The organism is Pseudomonas sp. GW456-E7 (genome assembly GCF_059424105.1).
On sequence record NZ_JBWKZB010000026.1, the window covers coordinates 31,697 to 52,714 of the forward strand.

14 protein-coding genes are annotated in these 21,018 nt (G+C 55.5%); 4 read left to right on the plus strand and 10 right to left on the minus strand.

The annotated features are described in order from the left end of the window. Window positions 1-13: 13 nt before the first annotated feature. Both AC07YV_RS17545 and AC07YV_RS17550 read left to right on the plus strand, forming a co-directional pair. Window positions 14-2,488 (plus strand): efflux RND transporter permease subunit, encoded by a 2,475-nt coding sequence (locus AC07YV_RS17545; protein WP_102701325.1) that lies wholly within the window; start codon window positions 14-16, stop codon window positions 2,486-2,488. Between the two features lie 420 nt (window positions 2,489-2,908). After that, window positions 2,909-3,982 carry an AraC family transcriptional regulator gene (locus AC07YV_RS17550; RefSeq protein ID WP_102701301.1) on the plus strand — a complete coding sequence of 358 codons (1,074 nt, stop codon included), beginning with the start codon at window positions 2,909-2,911 and terminating at the stop codon, window positions 3,980-3,982. A gap of 4 nt (window positions 3,983-3,986) precedes the next feature. Here the strand turns inward: AC07YV_RS17550 and AC07YV_RS17555 are convergent, their stop codons facing one another. The 10 genes from AC07YV_RS17555 to AC07YV_RS17600 form a co-directional block, all read right to left on the minus strand. Then, window positions 3,987-4,844: an alpha/beta hydrolase gene (locus AC07YV_RS17555; protein ID WP_102701300.1), complete on the minus strand. Its 858-nt coding sequence runs from the start codon at window positions 4,842-4,844 to the stop codon at window positions 3,987-3,989. Window positions 4,845-4,881: 37 nt separating this feature from the next. Further along, window positions 4,882-6,339, minus strand: a complete 1,458-nt coding sequence (locus AC07YV_RS17560) for a flavin-containing monooxygenase (protein ID WP_102615120.1) — start codon at window positions 6,337-6,339, stop codon at window positions 4,882-4,884. 318 nt (window positions 6,340-6,657) lie between these two features. Beyond that, complete coding sequence (locus AC07YV_RS17565; protein ID WP_102701299.1) at window positions 6,658-7,434, minus strand: SDR family NAD(P)-dependent oxidoreductase; 777 nt, start codon at window positions 7,432-7,434, stop codon at window positions 6,658-6,660. Next, window positions 7,434-8,618 (minus strand): acetyl-CoA C-acyltransferase, encoded by a 1,185-nt coding sequence (locus AC07YV_RS17570; protein ID WP_102701298.1) that lies wholly within the window; start codon window positions 8,616-8,618, stop codon window positions 7,434-7,436. The genes AC07YV_RS17565 and AC07YV_RS17570 overlap by 1 nt, the downstream gene beginning before the upstream one ends. A gap of 69 nt (window positions 8,619-8,687) precedes the next feature. Then, window positions 8,688-10,793 carry a 3-hydroxyacyl-CoA dehydrogenase NAD-binding domain-containing protein gene (locus AC07YV_RS17575; protein WP_102701297.1) on the minus strand — a complete coding sequence of 702 codons (2,106 nt, stop codon included), beginning with the start codon at window positions 10,791-10,793 and terminating at the stop codon, window positions 8,688-8,690. Window positions 10,794-10,830: 37 nt separating this feature from the next. After that, window positions 10,831-12,633 carry an acyl-CoA dehydrogenase gene (locus tag AC07YV_RS17580; protein WP_102701296.1) on the minus strand — a complete coding sequence of 601 codons (1,803 nt, stop codon included), beginning with the start codon at window positions 12,631-12,633 and terminating at the stop codon, window positions 10,831-10,833. Window positions 12,634-12,771: 138 nt separating this feature from the next. Further along, window positions 12,772-15,324: a winged helix-turn-helix domain-containing protein gene (locus tag AC07YV_RS17585; RefSeq protein ID WP_158248456.1), complete on the minus strand. Its 2,553-nt coding sequence runs from the start codon at window positions 15,322-15,324 to the stop codon at window positions 12,772-12,774. Window positions 15,325-15,534: 210 nt separating this feature from the next. Further along, on the minus strand, window positions 15,535-16,380 hold the full coding sequence (locus AC07YV_RS17590; RefSeq protein WP_102701294.1) for an SDR family NAD(P)-dependent oxidoreductase: 846 nt from the start codon (window positions 16,378-16,380) through the stop codon (window positions 15,535-15,537). A 254-nt stretch (window positions 16,381-16,634) separates the two neighbouring features. Then, the gene (locus AC07YV_RS17595) at window positions 16,635-17,087 is read right to left on the minus strand and encodes a histidine kinase (protein ID WP_178085959.1); all 453 of its coding nucleotides are present in this window, start codon (window positions 17,085-17,087) and stop codon (window positions 16,635-16,637) included. Between the two features lie 87 nt (window positions 17,088-17,174). After that, entirely contained in the window at window positions 17,175-18,596 is a 1,422-nt protein-coding gene (locus AC07YV_RS17600) for an EAL domain-containing response regulator (protein WP_494990329.1), read from the minus strand. Between the two features lie 333 nt (window positions 18,597-18,929). Between AC07YV_RS17600 and tssB the strand changes: the two genes are divergently transcribed. Beyond that, complete coding sequence (tssB, locus tag AC07YV_RS17605) at window positions 18,930-19,433, plus strand: type VI secretion system contractile sheath small subunit (RefSeq protein ID WP_102615112.1); 504 nt, start codon at window positions 18,930-18,932, stop codon at window positions 19,431-19,433. Window positions 19,434-19,467: 34 nt separating this feature from the next. Further along, window positions 19,468-21,009, plus strand: coding sequence for a type VI secretion system contractile sheath large subunit (tssC, locus tag AC07YV_RS17610; RefSeq protein WP_102701292.1), 1,542 nt, complete (start codon window positions 19,468-19,470; stop codon window positions 21,007-21,009). Window positions 21,010-21,018: the final 9 nt, after the last annotated feature.

The window sequence follows — 21,018 nt, forward strand, 5'->3', positions numbered from 1 at the left end:
AGAGAACAACATGATGGGTCACTACGAACTCCAAACAATGCCGGTGGTGCGCGAGCTCAAGAGCTTTGATCCGTGCTCCGGAAACCTGTTGGAACGGCTGATTTTCAATAACCGCCTGTGGGTGGTGCTGGCCTGCCTGATGGTCACGCTGACGCTGAGCTACTTTGCTGCTACGCGGCTGACGCTCAACGCCAGCTTCGAAAAAATGATCCCGCTAAGCCAGCCCTTCATTAAAAACTATCTGGAAAACCGCCAGGCTTTGCGTGGCCTGGGCAACGCGGTACGGGTAGTGGTGGAGAGCGGTAACGGTGATATTTTCGATCCGCATTACCTCGATGTCTTGAAGGAAATCAACGACGAGCTATTCGTGACCCCGGGCGTGGACCGTGCCTGGATGAAGTCACTGTGGACCCCGGCCGTGCGCTGGGCCGAGGTGACCGAAGAGGGCTTCCAGGGCGGACCGGTGATGCCCGACTCCTATGATGGCTCGACGCAGAGCGTGCAGCAGTTGCGGCAGAACATTGCCCGTTCGGGAATTGTCGGCAGCCTGGTCGGCAACAACTTCAAGTCGAGCATGATCTTCGTACCGCTGCTGGAGAAAGACCCGGTTACCGGCCTGGGCATTGACTACCACCAGTTCTCGAAAACCCTCGAAGAGAAGCTGCGCGACAAGTACGAGTTCGAAAGCAGCGTTCGCGTCGCGGGAGAAGAGGGCAAAGGCCCGATCAAGATCCGCGTGATCGGTTTCGCCAAGCTGGTGGGTGACCTGATCGACGGTCTGATGCAGGTGATGTTGTATTTCGGCGCTGCCGCGCTGATCGCCACTGCCATCATTTTTTACTTCACCCGTTGTGTGCGCAGCACAGTTTTGGTGATTCTCTGTTCAGTAGTCGCCGTTGTCTGGCAATTGGGATTGGTGGCACTGTTCGGTTTCGCGCTTGATCCATTCTCGATCCTGGTGCCGTTCCTGGTGTTCGCCATCGGCGTGTCCCACGGGGCGCAGAAGATGAACGGGATCATGCAGGACGTCGGGCGCGGCACCCATCAATTGGTCGCTGCACGTTATACATTCCGTCGCTTGTTTCTTGCGGGCCTCACAGCATTGCTGGCTGATGCCGTTGGCTTTGCAGTGTTGATGCTCATCGATATCCCTGTTATTCAGGATTTGGCGATGACTGCTAGCCTGGGTGTCGCGGTGCTGATCTTCACCAACCTGGTGTTGCTGCCAGTACTTCTGTCCTATTGGGGCGTCAGTCACAAGGCCGCCGAGCGCAGCCTGCGGGCTGAGAACAAAGAGTCGCACGGTAAGGGCATGGGGGCGATCTGGATTTTTCTCGACAAGTTCACCGAGCGCAACTGGGCCACCTTCGCCATCATCATCGCAGTAGTGTTGGCGGCAGGTGCGACGGTCGTCAGCCATCAGTTGAAGATCGGCGACCTCGATCCCGGCGCTCCGGAGTTGCGCGCCGATTCGCGTTACAACCGCGACAACGCCTACATCACCGCTAATTATTCGCTGTCCAGCGACCAGTTCGCGATCATGCTCAAGACGCCGAGCGAAGGCTGCCTGAGATACGAAAGCCTGGTGGAAGCCGATCGCCTGGGCTGGCTGTTGCAGCAGCAACCGGGTGTCCAGACCACCGTGTCGCTGGTCGACGCCGTGCGACAGATCACTGCGGGTTCCTATGAAGGCAATCCAAAAATGCTGACCATCTCGCGCAACCAGAACGTGCTCAACTACGGCGCGCAACAGGCGTCGGTCAGCAGCCCGGACCTGTTCAACAACGATTGCTCGATGATGCCAATCATCGCGTACCTGTCGGACCACAAGGCCGAAACCCTCGACCGTGTGGTGCAGGTGGCCGAAACCTTCGCCCGTGAGCACAGCAATGGCGAACGTCAGTTCATGCTGGCTGCCGGCAGTGCCGGGATCGAAGCGGCGACCAATATCGTCGTGCGCGAGGCTAATCGAACCATGTTGTTATACGTGTACGGCGCGGTGATCGTGTTGTGCTTCATCACCTTCCGTAGCTGGCGCGCGGTGGTGGTGGCGGTGCTGCCGTTGATGCTGACTTCGATCATGTGCGAGGCGCTGATGGTCTGGCTGGGGATGGGCGTGAAAGTCGCGACCTTGCCAGTGATCGCATTGGGTGTGGGGATTGGCGTGGATTACGCGCTGTACCTGCTGAGCGTGCAATTGGCGCAGCAGCGTGCCGGGCTGTCATTGACTGAGGCTTATCGCAATGCCGTGGCGTTTACTGGCAAAGTGGTGGCATTGGTCGGCATTACCTTGGCGGCCGGCGTGATCACCTGGGCCTGGTCACCGATCAAATTCCAGGCGGACATGGGCATCCTGCTCACCTTCATGTTTATCTGGAACATGCTTGGGGCACTGGTACTCATTCCTGCGCTGTCGCACTTTCTGCTCAAGAATTTCACGGGAAAAGAGGTTCCTGAGACTCTGGATGGGAAGGTAAGCGTTTGCTAGACCTTTATTAGGATTTCTTATCGGTTTTAGGACAGACGCTATCGATACCAGGGTGAGTCTTCAGCAGAAAAAAAAACGGGCACTGTACAGTGCCCGTTTTGATTTATGACCCTTGATCAGAATTGTGATTTCCTCAATAAAATCGCGATAAAACAATGCTTTATGTAAATTTGTAACCGCTATCAAAGGTGTTTTTTACTCACGACAGGTCTCACTTCCCGTTAATATTCATACGTGGATGAGCCTATATTGAGCCTTTGCAGAGACCTTGAACGGAGTCGTTAACCAAAGGACCTGACAGGTAAAATGGGATCGCGTCATTCTGTGAAAGTTGACAGAATGCGTCTACGAGTAGTCAATTACTGCCAAGAAGGCGCGAATGATGGTTCGACGACATTAGCCTGATGGATATCAAACAAGATGATCCCTGCAACCGATTTCGTACGCGCTTCTGCCTTACATGGGCTTGCCGAGTTCGCCGCCACCCAGAACCTGTGCGCGCAGGATCTTATAAAAGAGGTGGGCCTTCCAGATGACGTGCTTGAGCATCCAGAGAGTCTCGTTCCTTATCGCAAGTTTGCGGCACTGCTGGCGCTTGGCACACAGCGCTCAGGCAATCCGCTTTTCAGCATGCGATTCGGTATGCATCAAGGCGTCAGTTCTTTGGGGCCTCTGCTTTATCTCATCCGAAACGCAGGTAGCGTGGGTGTCGCTATCAACGAGTTAAGCCACTATTTCCATTTGCATGCGAGCGTCGCACAAATACGACTGGAGGTAGAGGGTGACCACGCGCTGTTTCACTATGACTCAGCTGACGTCAAGGATGTTGTCAGCCATCGATTGACGGTGGAACTGGTCGTGGGCGCCGCCATGCAGCTGATGCGTACCTTGCTGGGTAGTCGCTGGCAGCCGCGAGCTTTGATGCTGCGGGCGGCACCGCTGTGCGATACGCAGGCCTATACAAGGTTGATCGGGCTGACACCGCAGTTCAATGCCCCGTGTAATGCCTGGCTTTTTGATGCCAAACTCCTGGACACGCCTTTGAGCTCCGGTGATCAGGAGTTGTACAGGTTGATTCAGCACCACCTGGATGCGCTGGATCAAATGTCGGTACAGGAGTTACCGGCCTATGTTCGCCAATTATTGCGTAACCTGCTTCCCAGCGGTCGCACTACGATTGAGCAGATCGCAGGCTTTATGGACCTGAATCATCGTACGCTGCAACGCTATCTGGCAGAGGAGGGTACCTCTTTTCAAGTGCTGCTGGATGAGACGCGTCAATCGATGGCTCAGCGCTATCTGGGAGACTCGACCATCAATCTGACCCAACTGGCTGCCATGTTGGGGTACTCGGAGTTGAGCGCGTTTTCCCGTGCCTTTCAACGGTGGTTTGGTTGCAGCCCGCGGGAGTGGCGGGCGCAACAACACCCGACTGGTAAATCCCGGCAACGACTGCGTGTGCATCTGCAGCGTCGCCGATCACCAGAGGTTTGAGCGTTCAGGGTGTCAGATTTTCCCTGACACCCTGGCTGCCGCCCAAGGTCTCAATCCAGTCGACGACTTGCTGGGCATGACCTTGCCAGCCTGGCTCCCCTAATAGCCAGTGACCCTGTACTGGGTATTCGCGATACTCGAGCTGGTTGCCGTACCAGCGTGACATTCGACGGCTCACCGAGCGGGGAATAATTCGATCTTTCCCCCCTGCCAAGGCCAACATTGGGCAACCGATTTGCTCCTTTTGGACCCGGTTGGTACGCGCCAGGTTGAGTACACCAAACCCCACTTCGTAGGCCACTTTTCCGGACTCAGCAATTAGCAGTTTGCGGTAACCCGCCCGTTCTCCCTGAGGCACCCGATTGAATATAAGGTAGTCCGCTTCCCAGGCAGATAAACGGAACGTCTTTCTCCATAACGCCCATTTGCAGAAGTGCCGAAACAACCCGGGCAGCATGCGCAGGCGCATCGGAAATATCTGGGCGGGTGCCGCGCTGTTGATCAGTATCAACCCGGCAAGGTCCAGATGTTGGGCAGCCAGTTGGCCAATGAGTCCTCCTAGGGAATGGCCGATCAATACCGGTCGTTTCTTGCCGTCCGCCGCTTTGACCACTGCATCGACGTAACTATTGAGTGCAACTCTCGCAAGCGACGTATCCGAGCCATGTTCCACGTGGCCCGGAAGATCAAGCATCAAACAATTAAGGCCCCGAGCCCTGAAGAAAATTTCCCAATCACGCCACACCGTATGACGTGACCACATACCATGGATAAAGATAATGTCTGGATTCAATTGTTGACCGTCCGCCTGGCAGCTCAAAAGAAACCCGTCGCGACGAGCATTGACGAGACGACGGGCCATGGTTCGAAAAAGGGGCGGGGAGCCCCTTCTGTTCGCTTCAAGCGCTTCTGAATTCCAGACTTGGGTCTACGACTGATTGCTTGAGTAGCATCACTTGGTCGCTTTCAAAGTTATGCAGTACGCGCCAGGGCAGTTGGCGTCCTTGGCGCGGTAGTACTGCTGCCGAGCGTTGGATGTAGCCTGACTGCATCGAGCCGAGGACCGTCTCGTCAGCTTGCATTTCTCCAGTGGGGGCTCGGGGAATCACCACGCCGATGTTGTTCTGTTTCATATGATTGAAAAGACGGCACAAATAGCTGGCGGTCATGTCGACCTTAAGCGTCCAGGGTGCGTTGGTATAACCGAAGACAAACCCCATGTTCGGAACGTCCTGAAGCATGGAGCCCTTGTAAGTCATCAGCTCGTTAAGCTGTTTCTGCTTACCATCCACCACTAGATCCATGCCCCCGCATGTTTGAAGTTTCAAGCCAGTGGCCGTGATGATGATGTCCGCCGGTAGTTCCTGACCTGACTTGAGCTTGATGCCGGTCTCCGTGAAGCTTTCGATCTGGTCGGTGACCACGGACGCCTTGCCAGCCTTCAGGGCTTTAAACAGATCTGCGTCCGGGACCGCGCAGATGCGTTCGTCCCAAGGTTGATAGCGTGGAGTGAAGTGGCGCATGTCGACGTGTTCGCCAACCTGCTTGCGCACACCAGAAAGCAGCCAGGAGCGTACGAGTCCGGGCCAACGTTTGGACATCTTGTAGATAAAGCGCTGCAAGACAATGTTGCGCTTGCGAGCTAAGGCAAACACCGCTCGCTTTGGCAGGAATCGTTGTAGCACTTCAGACAAACGATCATGGCCGGGTACGCTGAATACATAGCTGGGTGAGCGCTGTAGCATCGTTACGTGCTCAGCGTCAGGTGCCATTGCTGGCACCAGCGTTACCGCAGTCGCGCCGCTGCCAATGACAACCACACGCTTGCCGCGATAGTCCAGGTCTTCTGGCCAATGTTGTGGATGCACGCGCTTGCCCTTGAAGCGCTCCTCTCCTGGAAAATCGGGTAGATAGCCTGCGTCGTAGTCGTAGTAACCGGTGCAACTGATCAAATACTTGCAACTAAAGGTATCGGTTTTGCCGCTGGCTTCTTCCAGGCAACTCACGGTCCAGCGTTGCTTTTCACTGCACCAGGAGGCGTCGGTCGTTTTAAGGCCGAACAGAACTTTTTTATCGACCCCGTACTCGCGGGCGGTCTCGGTGACATAGCGACGAATTGACGGTCCATCGGCAAGGACTTTCAAATCGTGCCATGGGCGGAACGAGTAGCCGAAGCTGAACATGTCCGAGTCAGATCGGATACCAGGGTAGCGGAACAGGTCCCATGTCCCGCCGATTGCTTCACGGCGCTCAATTAGCCCGACTTTGGCGCCGGGCATTTCCATAGCCATGCGGCAGGCAGTACCAATTCCCGAAAGACCGGCACCAATGATCAAGACGTCGTATTGATTCTGCATGGAACACTCTCATTGCTATTATTCTGAGCTCAGGAGTATTGCGAAGTGCAGGTATACATAACCTGACCAAATATGACTTGCAGTTGACATTTTGCGACAAGTTGAACGACAGTCTTCTATTGCGTGAGATCGCGAACTATCGCTTTGCGGACTGTCGTTTTATGTCAAGTAATGGTCTGGAAATGTCCATCACTTCGATGAGCACCAGGCGATACTCTGCTGGTAGCACACACCGATGCTGTATATGCCGGCCACGCACCTGCACATTCAGCATCGGTGTCTCCCGACTTTTCGAAACCGCCGGGATTGCCTGCGCGGTTACAGGCTGCTGACCAGATGCCCTCCATCTACTGCCAGCACCTCACCTGTCATGAATGATCCAGCTTCGCTGGCGAGTAACAGGAAAGGTCCTTCTAACTCCTCAAGGCAACCCAGGCGGCGCATCGGAACAGCATTGCGGATGTAGGATTGTCCGTTGTCCCCGTCAAAGTAGGCGTCGTTCATTTCCGTCTTGAAGTAACCGGGAGCGATGGCGTTGACGCGGATCTGGTAGCGTGCAAATTCCAGTGCCAATGACTTGCTCAGTTGCACAACACCAGCCTTCGCTGCGCAGTAGTGGCTGTAACCCGTACCAACACGCAGCCCGAGTATCGACGCGACATTGACGATGCTGCCACCACGACCGGCCTTGACCAATCGTTGTGCAGCGCACTGGGCAACGCGCCAGACACCGTCGAGGTTGGTCGACAGCATGTTGCGCCATTGTTCTTCGCTTATGTTCAGCGCACCCATAGCGTTGCCGATTCCGGCATTGTTGAGCACGACGTCGACTACACCGAAATGCACTTCGGCCGTATCGAAGGCAGCTTCGACACTGGCCCGGTCGGTAACATCGAGAGCAACGACCAGCGCCTCGCCACCGAGCCACCGAATGTCCTGAGCGAGTTGTTCCAAGCGCTCAATGCGACGTGCCCCAATCACCACGTGTGCTCCCGCCAGGCTCGCAAGCCGAGCCAGGTGGGCACCAATTCCGCTGGAGGCACCCGTGACCAGTATGGTTTTACCGGAGAGCGAAAATATCGACCGGACGTCCATCAGAGCACCTCGAACAACCCGGCGGCGCCCATGCCGCCACCAACGCACATGGTGACCACCACGAATCTGACACCCCGACGCTGACCTTCCAGAAGGGCATGACCAACCATGCGAGCACCACTCATGCCGTAGGGATGTCCGATCGAGATGGCGCCTCCGTTGACGTTTAGCCTCGCCGGGTCGATACCGAGTTTCTCGGCGCAATAAAGGACCTGGCAGGCGAAGGCCTCGTTGAGTTCCCACAGGCCGATGTCCTCGACAGTCAGGCCGTGCTGCTTGAGCAATTTTGGTACGGCAAGCACCGGACCGATACCCATTTCCTCCGGTGCCAGACCGACCACGCTGATGCCACGGTACAAGCCCAGTGGTTCGAGGTTGCGTTTTTCAGCCAGTTGCGCATCCATCATCACGCAAGCACTCGCGCCATCGGACAGTTGGCTGGCGTTACCGGCAGTGATACAGCCGCCTTCAATCACTGGCTTGAGTTTGGTCAGGTCCTCCAGCACGGTACACGGCCGGTTGCCTTCGTCGCTATCAAGAGTCACATCGATGAAGCTGGCCAAGCCGGTTTCCTTGTCGACCACTTTCCTGGACGCAGTGACCGGCACGATTTCATTGTTGAACAACCCTGCGGCCTGGGCGCTTGCGGTACGCTGCTGCGATTGAAGAGAGTAGGCGTCTTGCGCTTCGCGGCTGATGTTGTAGCGTTGGGCAACGATCTCTGCTGTCTGCAGCATCGGCATGTAGGCATGTTGCGCATGGCCAATGACCATGGGGTCTTTCTCGGTCATCGCCCACTCAAGATAATGGCCCTGCACCAGGCTGATATGCTCTTGGCCGGCACCGACAGTAACTTTCATACCGTCGACCATGATCTGCTTGGCAGCGGTGGCAATTGCCATGAGCCCCGAGGCGCATTGGCGGTCGATGGTTTGCCCGCTCACGCTCAGCGGTAGCCCGGCAGCCAGTGCGCTCATGCGGCCGAGGTTCCAGCCGGCCGTGCCACCTGCCATGCCGGTGCCCATGACCAGATCCTCAATTTCCGTGGTCTCGATACCCGCGCGTTCCACAGCTGCGCGTATCGCATAGCTGGCCATGCTCGGCGAACTCAAGTTGTTGAATGCTCCGCGGAATGCCTTGGCAATCGGGGTGCGAGCAGTTGAGAGAATGACGGCTTCTTTCATGGTGTCGATGTCCTGTCTTTGGTCTTCGGGAGGGAATGCCCCATTGGGGACACCCTCCTTTTCTATGGGTCAGAGTTTTTCGATGCGGGTCTTGCCAGCAGCGACAAGGCGTTCGAGCATCGGTGCGGGTTGGAACCACATCTCACCGTGCGAGCCCAGCGCTTGGCGGTAGTGTTCAAGGCGTGACAGCAAATGACTCAGCCCGATGCATTCGGCCTCATGCATCGGACCGCCTCGCCAGGCAGGGAAGCCGTAGCCATTGATGAACACCAGATCGATGTCGCTACTGCTTAAGGCGATGCCTTCGTCGAGTAACTGGATGCCTTCATTGATCAGACTGAACAAGCACCGCTCAAGGATTTCCTGATCCGGAATATGCCGACGTTGAATGTCCAGTTCATTCGCAAGTCGCGCGGCGAGTGAAATGACTTCGGGATCATCCTGACGGTCTCGTTCTTCATAGCGATAAAGCCCGGCGCCAGTCTTCTGTCCGTAGCGGCCCAACGCGTAGAGTTCGTCTCCCAATTTGCAGTAGCTAGGGTCGTGACTGATTTCGCTGCGACGTGATTCGCGGATCAAGTAGCCGATATCAATGCCGGCGAGGTCCTGCACCGCCAGCATGCCCATGGCTAAACCGTGATTGGTGAGTACTTTGTCAATTTGAGAGGGGGTAGCGCCCTCCAGCACCAGGCGGTAGGCCTCACGGCCATAAGGCTCGAACATGCGATTGCCGATGAAACCGAAACACACCCCCGACACCACCGCAATTTTACCGATCTGGCGTGCCAGCTTCAGTGTGGTCAACAGCACATCAGGTGCAGTCTCTCGGGCACGCACCACCTCGAGCAGACGCATGACATTGGCCGGGCTGAAGAAGTGCAGGCCAATAACATCCTGGGGGCGCCGGGTGACGGCAGCGATGGCGTCAACATCCAGTGTCGACGTGTTGCTGGCAAGAATGGCGCCTGGTTTGCAAACCTTGTCCAGCGTACGGAATACTTTCTGTTTGATCTCGAGTGATTCATATACAGCTTCGATCACCAGATCGGCATCGATCAGATAGCCATAATCAAGCGTGCCCTGGATTCGCTCCATTCGCCGCTCAAGCTGCAAGTGGGTCATCTTTCCACGCTGTACGCTGATCTCGTAGTTGTGGCGGATCTGCATCAGTCCACGGTCCAGCGCATCAGCCCTGGCTTCCAGCAAGATGACCGGGATACCGGCGTTGGCGAAGTTCATCGCAATGCCTCCACCCATGGTGCCAGCACCGATGATTGCCACTTGGGAGACCTTCCGCAGCGTGGTGGTGGCGTCTATTCCTGGAATCTTTCCCGCTTCGCGTTCGGCGAAGAATACATGACGCAGCGCGCTGGATTCGGCCGAGGCTTCAGCCTCTTTAAATAGCTCGCTTTCGCGAATTAGCCCTTCGTTGAGCGGCAGTTCGCAAGCCGCCTGGACTGCAGCAACAACGCGTTGCGGGGCTTGGCGCCCCTTCCAGCGCGAGGCGTTTTTTGCTTGGAAATCCTTGAAGAAATCGACTTCGAGATGTTTCCCCGGTGCAGCGTTCGGATCGATCGGACGCACAGGAGCGCCGGATTCGAGCAGTTCGCGGGCAAAGGCAAAGGCATCTTCCAGCAAGCTGGAGGGAGCCTTGGATAAACGATCGAGAATGCCGAGGCTTGCAGCTTTGTCTGCGGTGATTGATTGTCCTGAGATGATGAGATCCAGGGCTGCTTTGGCGCCAATCAGGCGCGGCAGTCGTTGGGTGCCTCCTGCTCCCGGGAGCAATCCAAGGTTGATTTCCGGCAGGCCGACGCGTGCATCAGGCGTTGCAATTCGATAAGCGCAGGCCAGGGCTAGCTCAAGGCCGCCACCGAGTGCAGCGCCTCCAATTGCTGCAATCAGCGGCTTGTCGATTTGACTCAAACGTACCAGCATGTCAGGCAAGGAAGGATCGGCATGACTGGCAGCGCTGCCAAACTCGCTGATGTCTGCACCGGCGCTGAATGGCGTACCGTGCAGGATAATCGCCCGTACGGTCGGGTCGGCGACAGCACGCTCGCAGGCCTCGTTCAAGGCGGCACGAAGCGCTTGGCCCAAGGCATTGACCGAGGGGCGATTCAGGCCGATCAGGGCCAGGCCGTCGTCGCATTGGTAGTGGATGAGGTCGCTCATAAAATTCCTTTTGGTTATGTCGTGGGGTAGGGGAGGGTCAGAACCAATCGTTCTGCATGTCGAAGCAGACGCGGTTGCCAGTGCTGAGCAATCGTGCTTGGCCTTGTAAACCGGCCAGTTCCCACTCCATGAAGTAACGCGCTGCATGGAGCTTGCCTTTGTAAAAGTCGGCTTCGCTGCCCACGGCACCGGATGTCAGCGCACGGCTGGCGGCAAGTGCCTGACGCAGCCAGATCCAGCCGACGACCAGCTTGCCGAACATATCGAGATAGGCAGTGGCATTGCTCAGGCCAAGAGCGGGGTTGGCGGATACCCTGATCTGCATTTCGATCGTGACTCTTTCGATGACCTGCATTGCTGTGCGCAGTGCAGTGGCGAGCGAGGCGCAGTCGTGGCGTGCATGCCCCTCGTTCAGGCTGGCCTTGAGACGTGTGAGGAACAATGCAAAACCGTCCCCACCCTGTGGGCCCAGCTTGCGTGCGAGCAAATCAATGGCCTGAATGCCTTCAGTGCCCTCGTGTATCGGGTTGAGGCGATTGTCCCGATAAAACTGTTCAAGCTGGTATTCACGGGTGTAACCGGAACCTCCGAGCACCTGAATACCAATCTCGGACGCCAGCAGGCCGTACCGTGAAGGCCATGATTTGACCACGGGCGTGAGCAGGTCGAGCATCTCGGCGGCCTGATGGCGTTGGTCTGCGTCTGGTGCGGTGTGGCTATCTTCGACCAGGGTGCTGGCATACAGACACAACGCCATGCTGCCTTCGGCGTACACCTTCTGTTGCAGCAGCATTCGCCGAACGTCGGCGTGCTCGACAATGCGTACCTGCGGGGTTAGCGGATCCTTATTGCCAGGAAGACGTCCCTGTGGCCGGTTGCGGGCATAGTCGAGTGCATGGATGTAGCTTTGATACCCAAGGCTTGCGGCACCAAGGCCGACCCCGATGCGGGCCTCGTTCATCATCTGAAACATGTAGCCAAGGCCCTTATTGGCTTCACCCACGAGATACCCGACGGCCCCGTCTTTTTCACCGAAGTTGAGCACCGTGGACGTGGCGTTGCGATAGCCCATCTTGTGTAACAAACCCGCCAAGGCCACATCATTGCGCCCTCCGACGCTGCCATCGGCATTGACCAGGTACTTGGGCACGAGAAACAACGAAATGCCTTTCACGCCGGCAGGTGCACCTTCAATGCGGGCCAGCACCAGGTGCACGATGTTTTCGGTCAGTTCGTGATCGCCGCCGGAAATGAACATCTTGCTGCCGCTGATGCGATAGCTGCCGTCTTCGGCCGCACGAGCGCTGGTGCGCAGATCCCCAAGCGCCGAGCCCTGACCTGGTTCGGTCATCGCCATGGTGCCACTGAAACGCCCCTCTAGCATCGGCGGCAGGAAGCGCTGGCGCAGCTCGGTACTGGCAAAGGTTTTTATAAGGTTGGCAGCGCCAATACTTAGAAACGAATAGCCAAGGGTCGCAATATTGGCTGCATTGAAATAGGCCATACAGGTGCGCAGTACCACTTCCGGCAACTGCTGCCCACCGTCTTCGAAGTCGTGGTGAGCGGCGAGAAAACCTGCCGAGGCAAAAGCGTCCCAGGCAGCTTTGGTTTCTGGAATGAGGGTGACCTTCTCGCCATCGAAGGTAGGCTCGTTAGCATCACCTTTCTGGTTGTGAGGTGCGAAGTACTGGGCGGCAACGTCGCGTGCCGTCTGCAGTGTTGCATCAAGTACTGTCAGGTCCAGCTCCGCGTAACGGGGCCTTTTCAGGAGACCCTCGGTGTCTAGTATTTCAAAGAGCTGGAAGCGAAGGTCGCGGTCGTTGAGCAACTGGTCGGTCATAGCGTTCTCGTTTGGCGGAATAAACCAGGCGGTTTTGTAACAAAGACCGATGACCATGCGCGCCCAACCACGGGTGGAAATTGGGGTGGAGCAAGGTGGGGAAAAAACGGGGAGGGTGGAGCGAAGCTCCGAAGCGCCTCAGTTCAACAGTTTTGTCTCTCGCACCACTTGAAGTGCGCCTTTGCGATCGACCACATCGAGTTTGCGGAACAGATTATTGATGTGGCTTTTCACTGTACTGAGGCTGATGTACAGGCTGTCGGCAATCTGCTGATTGCTTTGGCAATTGACCATGCGCTGGAGTACGTCTTGTTCACGGCGAGTCAACGGGTCGAGTAATGGTTGGTAGGACTGACTCTTTGGCGTCAATCCTTGCAATAGCTGTGCGAGTTGCGCGCGCGAGGGTAATGAAGCTTCGATACCGTGTTGACGGCGGATCTGAGGAGAGATCAGTTGGCGGAACAGTTCAAGTAGCTGACGCCCCTCCAAGTGCAGCAAGTTAGTAAAACCGTGCTTCGCTGCCTGCTGCAACGCCGCATCCAGGCTGCGCAGGGCTGCTGTGTGATTCGCAGCGTCCAGATACAGGCTGGCATCGAGCAAATGCAGGTCGATGCTGAGTTGGAGATTGTCCTCAGTCATGGATTGCGACCATAGGTAGTGGGAGATGCTCGTTGCCGATGCGCGTTGGCCCAGATGACGTTGAACCCAGGCATAAGCCTGCCATTCTTCAGGCATCAGGTTCGTACCGTAAAGGCGATTGCACCAGCGCCATTCCTTGAGCCAATCATCAATGAAGCCCTGATCGTGTTCGCGAACGGCCAGGCGCACGCGAGAGGCGCCAGCCAGACGATAGAGGGTGAATAGTTTCAATTGACGGGCGATTTTGCGTGCTTCATCCCAGCGCTCTCGTGCGCAAGAAAGCCGACCTTGGGCAGCAAGGCAAAGCGCTTGATAATGCAGTACCCAAGGCAGACCGGCGCTGTGGGTAATGTCGAAGGCAATGGTCTTGGCATGAGCAAGATGCTCTGCCGCTGATTGCAATTTGTTTTGCTGCAACAGCAAGACGCCTTTGCCCAGGTATTGGAAAAGGTCGTAAAATCCGTGCGACGCCCCTGTGGCACGATTTTGAATCATCTGGGTAAAGCGCTCCTCAGCCTTGAGGGGGTGACCTTGAGCCAGTTCGATCATGCCCAGTTGTAAATGAAGCAGGTTGGTGTAGCCACTGAAGTTCATGGCAGTGAGTTCGCAAAGTGCCTGCTCTGTGTCATGTCGGGCCCGATGCAGCTGGCCCAGCGCAAACAAGCAGCTGGCTCGATTGAACAACAGCACGGTAGTGGCGGCATTCATCTGCGGGTATCGCCGCAGCGCCTCATCGACAAGGGCGATACCGTGATTGAAATTGCCGCCGAGAAATGCCAGCCGGCTACGCAGGAAAGCGAACGTCTGATGTGATCGCTCGTTACGCTGTTCGGGCGTCTTTTGGTCTCTTGACAGGCGTTGAAGTCGACGCAGGCACTCCGCAGCGCGGTCAATATCGTTAGTGACGATGACGGTGCTGGCTTCGGTAATTGCCAGGGTGAAATGATCTTCCATGCTTTGCCCAGGCATATCGGCAAGAAAGTCGACCATCGCGTTGACCTGGCCTTCCCGTAGCAGATCAAAACTGTGCCGGTCGATGGCAGCCAGCAGGGCGTCAAAGTCCAGGGCGCGCCCGAGCTGGTACACAGCCTCGGCGTAACATTGCTTTTGAAGCAGATGCTTACCTGCCTTTTGATGCAATTGCGTCAGGGCACCGGGAGTGCGCAGGCGTAGCTGTTGATAGAGTGCCTGCCGCATTTGTTTATGAAGCCTGTAATGCAATTGTTCATCGTCGCATTGCTGGACAAACAGGTGCTTTCGCACCAGTCGGTCGAGGAGCGTCGCGGCGTCGGAGCGCCCCGTCAAGCAGGTGGCGAGTTCGACATTGAAGGTGTTGACCACGGACAGCTGTTCAAGGAAGCGCAAAATCTCGTGAGGCAATGAACCTAAAATTTCTTCATTGAAAAATTGTGCGGTGAGAGCATGAAAACGTCTGGCGGTAGCGGCTGAAATCTGTGTGTCAGAAGACGACAAAGTCGGCTGCTCGGTCTGTGCGCTGAGACCCAGCAATACGCTGCTGATCCAGCCCTCGCTGTTGGCACGCAGCAGGTACGCCGCATCATCGCTGAGTTTCACTCCGCGAGCAGACGCAAGTGTCTTTATCTCGCTACTGTCCAATGCCAAGCAGTGCGTGTCCAATAATTGCAAACGTCCATCCCGGCGTAGATGGCTGAGCCGGAGTGCTGGCAGGCCCTCGCTGGCGGCAATAATGTGCAGATTCTCGGGAGCGTGGCGCAGCAGTTCGTCGAAGTAACGGCAGGCGGCCGGTGCGCGTAAGCAATGCAAGTCATCGATGATCAGGGTGTAGGGAGTCTTTCGTTTTTCCAACCCGTCGATGATCGCAGCCCACAGCGTTTCTTCGTTGACCGTGTTTAAACCGGGTACTGGCGTAGCTAGGCCCATTGCTTGATGCAAATGCATGAGCAGAATCAGGGGCCGGTTGTCGCCACTATCACAACGGAGCCAGGCCCAGGGTGTCCTGAGGTTTGCGACGTACTGGGCCAGTAAGATGCTTTTGCCATAACCAACTGGGGTGCTGAGCAGGCTCAGCAAGCAATCCCGTTCGGTTGCCTCGTTTAGCATCTGCAAAAGCTGTGGTCGAGAAATGGCCGTAGTTGGTATGGCAGGTGGGCGCAACTTGCTCGGTTTTAGCGTCGGATAATGCATAACGGCTGACGGCTTCTCTTTTCGCACATTGGCATTAAGCAGTGTTACGGGATGGAGGGTCGGAGTTCGAACGCATAACGAGTCAGAGCCGTTGTGTCAGGCGAAGCGAGCGGCCAACTTCATGCCGATTGTCACCAGCGGTTGGTAGAGAACCGGCAGCAGACGCAGCATCAGATCAATGCTCCGAGCGTCCGATCCGATCAGAATGCGTCGATGGTTGCGTTGCACACCGCGCAGAATGACTTCGGCGGCTTTCTCCGCCGTGGTTCGCAGCAGCTTGTCGTTGAATCTACTGCGGGCGTCGTCCGCATCCTGCCCTGTGATGCTGGCCATGCTCTGGTTCATGCGGGCGTGTGCAGCAATTCCGGTCTTGATCCCACCTGGATGCACGCAACTGGCAGATACACCGCAATTCTCCAGGTCCAGTTCCTGACGCAAAGACTCAGTGAAGCCGCGGACGGCAAATTTGGTGGCGTTGTAGGCGCTCATGCCAGGTTGGGCAAACAGGCCGAAGATGCTGGAGATATTTACAATGTGTCCATCGCCAGAAGTTTTGAGGTGCGGCAGGAATGCCTTGGTGCCGTGTACCACCCCCCACCAATTGATGTCGGTTATCCAGACATACTCTTCATAGCTGCTGCCTTCGACGGTGCCAGCGTGTGCGACACCCGCATTGTTAATGATCAGGTTGACCTTGCCATGTTCCTCAGCAACCCGATTTGCCCAGGCGTGCATCTGCTCGCGATTGGCGACGTCCACTACCGAAGTGGAAACGCTAACGCCGGTGAGTTCCAGTGCCTGCCGTGTGCGTTCCAGCCCTTGCGCGTTGACATCGGATAGTGCCAGGTGACAACCCCGCTCGGCCAAGGCCAATGCAAGTGCGCGCCCAATACCTGATCCAGCTCCCGTAATGGCTGCAACTTTGTCTGTGAAGGATTTCATGCCGTGCACTCCGGATAGCGGCTAAATGCTTCGACGAGACTAGTGAAATTGTCAGCGAATTAATTGACATTCCGCGACATGAACAAGACCTTTAACGTCGTCATGCTGAGCAGAACGCCAACAAGCACAACAGCAAAGAAAAGTCTTGGTTGCGGGCGACGCGCTTCCTTTGGCAATGCGCATGCAAACCTGTTGATGCTGGCTCTATCGCCGCGATCGCTCGCCAGTTGGGCTGCGACGACATTCTCATTTGATCAGGCAACGACATCAGTGGCGGCGAACAAGGCCGCAACTGCGGGCCGCATCACCTGCGGAGCGTGGGCATTCCCTCCGTCTACAAAATTCAGGACGTTCCTGATAACGCCTCGATCAGGGAGGTAGGGAAAGACAAAACATGATGATGCGGATGAAACGTTGGCAGGGGCGACACAATGTAATTCATTACACTGATAAATCAGAAAATTCTTAATGTATGGACAGTTTCGAATAGCGTATTCAGATTTTTGTCCCGCACCCCTGAGGGTGGACTCGTTAATGATCAACAAATCAAAATCATTGAGCGCATAATCTATCACTTGAAGTAAATCACGTTGGGATGCGAACGGGGCCACACAACTGTAGCCAAGACTGGCGAGATTTTTTTCTATGCCCAGGCGCCTGGAGTGTTTCTCATCAACCAGCAAGATACGCAGCCGTGGATTGATCATGAATTGTTCTCCTCTATCCGTTCGGTTGGCGAAAAAATATTTTATAAGTGGAGCGGAAGCAGTCGAGCGAGTAGTCAACCCCATACATTAAACGCTGTTGAGATTTACGCGGTTTGTATCCAGCCAGAGTAGTGATTGCTTACCGCTCATAGGTCGAGCGCAGAGGTATCCTTGAGCGTGGATACATCCAAGTTTTATCAATGACTCGCGCTGACTTTCTGTTTCAACCCCTTCCACGACTACCGACATATTCAAGGATTTACCCAGAGCGAGCGTGTTGATGACCACTGCTCTGTTGTTAACGCTGTTATCAAGGTCGTGAATGAAACTGGCGTCGAGTTTTATCTCTGTGAATGGCAAGCGGCAAAGCCGTTCCAAGGATGAAAACCCGGTGCCAAAATCGTCAATAGACAACCCGGATCCCATGATTCGTAATTGAATCAGGTTCTTAAGTACAGTCGGAGATGACTCTAGCAGGCCACTTTCGGTGATTTCGAAGATCAAGCGATATGCCGGTAATTGATACCTGTGAAGCAAGTCGGTGATTTTTGTGACTAGCTCTGGGTTGCTAAGCTGTTCCGCTTGCACGTTGAATGCAAGGCGCATTGAGGGTTCGGTATGTGAGATTTTTTCCAGGAAAGACAGACCCTGCTCGATCAGTGCAAACAGCAAGTCGTCCATCAAATCGAAGCTGTTCAGAAACGGCAGGAAGTCCGACGGATACAATATTCCATGAAGTGGGTGCTCCCACCGCACCAAAACTTCAAGACTGTCGACAGCATTCGTGACGAGATTGAATTTCGGCTGGAAGAATGCCCTGAACTCGTTAGCTGAAATGGCTTTCTTCAGATCCGTTTCATTAAAGGACCTGATGCTGGTCGGCTGTGGAATTTTATCTCGGGGTAACTCTGTGCTTCGCTCGAACTGTTCCAGCAGGGGCATAATCGTGTGTGGGCGAACCGATGCATCAACGTATCCCAGCACCTTCACCTTATGCATGGTTAGCATCCGATCTATAGCACTGTGCAAGTCAGCCGAAAGATTACTGCAAATAATCATCGAATTGACTAATCCACTGGCACACAGCTCCTCGATGGCAGCGAGGCTTTGCATACACTTCTCCCTCAGACTGCATAAGGCCACATCGGCCCGCCCTTTGCTTTTGAGTATTTCCATGGCAGTGGCACTGTTGGTCACAGATATGACGTCATCACATCCAAGGTCCTGAAAGGCTCGCGTCGCAACGATTCGCTTGAGGGGATGCTCTTCGATGACAAGACTGCGTATCGGTAGTAAAGACATGGCAGCTATACATTTGATGGGAGTGCCTGAATTATTGTGATGCGCCAGCACCGTGTATTTAGGAATCGTCCCAAGATTGTCGGGAGTGCTGCCTACAGCTTTCGAAAAGTCAGCGCGAAAAAAACGGTGGCCTGAAGGCGCTGTTTGAAAGCTTACCCGTCGGTCGGTTTTGTATCGGCGCTGACACCTGTAAGCCAAATTCGACATCCACTTACGCCTGTCGTTGGTCGTGGGCGGTGACGCTCGATGGAAAACTTCAGATTGATGCGCTTTTGTGATTTTCGAGACAAATCTCATCGCCTCCACTTTGGTCGCATGGATAGGATCTAGTTGCCGCCTTCGTAACGAGTGAGTGGCTAAGTAGCCTGGGCCGCATTTTTGAATGAGCTGCAGGTTCAGGCGCAGTTATCCAAGGAACAAGAAATGGAATTCACGCACTCTGTTCGGACTCGCGATACGAGCGTCGGCTCGGCTGTGGTCATGAGTTCCAGCTTAACGGGTTCTATCTGACCTCCCGTTAGGGAGATATCTGGAGTGGTCATGGCATCGAACAGCTTCCAAAACGAAGTGCCCAAGGCGCGGGTCAACATCAAGCTTGATTTGCACACCGGTGGCGCACAAAAAAACGTTGAATTGCCGCTCAAACTCATGGTGATGGGTGATTACAGTAATGGTCACGAGCAGCGTCCGTTATCTGAAAGAGGCAAGGTCGGGATCAACAAAAACAACTTCGACAGTGTGCTCGCCGAGTTTTCGCCGAGCCTGAAACTAACGGTGGAAAATACCTTGACCGACGCCAGCGTCGACACCGCTGTCGCGTTGAGTTTTCAGGGCATGAAAGACTTCGAACCTGAACAGGTAGCGCGGCAGATTCCACAGCTGCGAGCCCTGCTTGCGATGCGCAACCTGCTGCGCGACCTCAAATCCAACCTGTTGGATAACGCCACCTTTCGTCATGAACTGGAACGCATCCTCAAGGACGACGCGCTGAGTGACGAGCTACGCGCCGAACTGGCCGCTCTGACGCCACAAGAAGCATGTTAATTGCCCTCGGTTCGTTAATAAGGAAGTTCTCATCATGTCCGTAGCACAATCATCCGCATCCTCGCAGCAGGCCAAGACCCACGACGCAGACAGCAGCCAAGGTGTCTATGGCGCCTTGTTCGCCAAGATCAATCTCAGCCCGGTTGCGCAGCTGAGTGGCATCGAATCGTTTCAAAACGCCGAGGCCCTGTCCGAGGCGTCTGCGGATGAACGGGTAACGGCGGCCGTTAGTGTTTTCTTGAGCCTGCTCAAGCAGTCCTCGCATAAAGTCGAGCGCCTGGACAAAACCCTGTTGGATGAGCATATCGCGTCGTTGGATGCACAGATCAGTCGCCAACTTGATGCGGTCATGCACCATCCGGACTTTCAGCGCGTGGAATCAACCTGGCGCGGCGTGAAGTCTCTGATCGACCAGACCGATTTCCGCCAGAACGTGCGGATCGAGCTGCTGGACATCAGTAAGGATCACCTGGTCCAAGACTTCGAAGATGCGCCGGAAATCGCCCAAAGCGGCCTGTACCTGCATACCTACACCCAGGAATACGATACCCCGGGCGGGGAACCGATTGCGGCGGCCATTTCCAACTACGAGTTCAGCCGCAGTCCGCAGGATATTGCCCTGCTGCGCAACATTGCCAAGGTGTCTGCGGCCGCCCACATGCCGTTCATTGGTTCTGTAGGTCCGGCGTTTTTTGGCAAGCAGACGATGGAAGAAGTGGCCGCCATCAAAGATATCGGCAACTACTTTGACCGTGCCGAGTACATCAAATGGAAGGCATTCCGCGAAAGTGACGACTCTCGTTACATCGGCCTGCTCATGCCTCGTGTGTTGGGTCGCCTGCCATATGGCCCGGACACTATCCCCGTGCGCAGCTTCAACTATATCGAAAGCGTCAAGGGTCCCGATCACGAGAAATACTTGTGGACCAACGCCTCGTTCGCTTTCGCGGCCAACATGGTAAAGAGCTTTATCAACAACGGTTGGTGTGTGCAGATTCGCGGACCGCAATCAGGTGGCGCGGTTACCGAACTGCCGATTCACCTGTATGACTTGGGAACGGGCAACCAGGTGAAGATCCCCTCCGAAGTGATGATCCCGGAAACCCGCGAGTTCGAATTCGCCAATCTCGGTTTCATTCCCTTGTCGTACTACAAGAACCGCGATTATGCGTGTTTCTTCTCGGCTAACTCGACTCAAAAACCAGCCCTGTACGACACCGCCGACGCCACGGCCAACAGCCGAATCAATGCGCGCCTGCCGTACATCTTCCTGCTGTCGCGTATTGCCCATTACCTGAAGCTGATCCAGCGCGAAAACATCGGGACCACCAAGGACCGTCGTATGCTGGAGCTGGAGTTGAACAAGTGGATCGGTGGCCTCGTCACCGAAATGACCGACCCCGGCGACGACCTGCAGGCCTCCCACCCATTGCGCGATGCCAAGGTGACGGTAGAAGACATCGAGGATAACCCCGGCTTCTTCCGCGTCAAGCTGTACGCCGTACCGCACTTTCAGGTCGAAGGCATGGACGTCAACTTGTCGCTGGTTTCGCAGATGCCCAAGGCAAAAGCCTAAACCACTTCG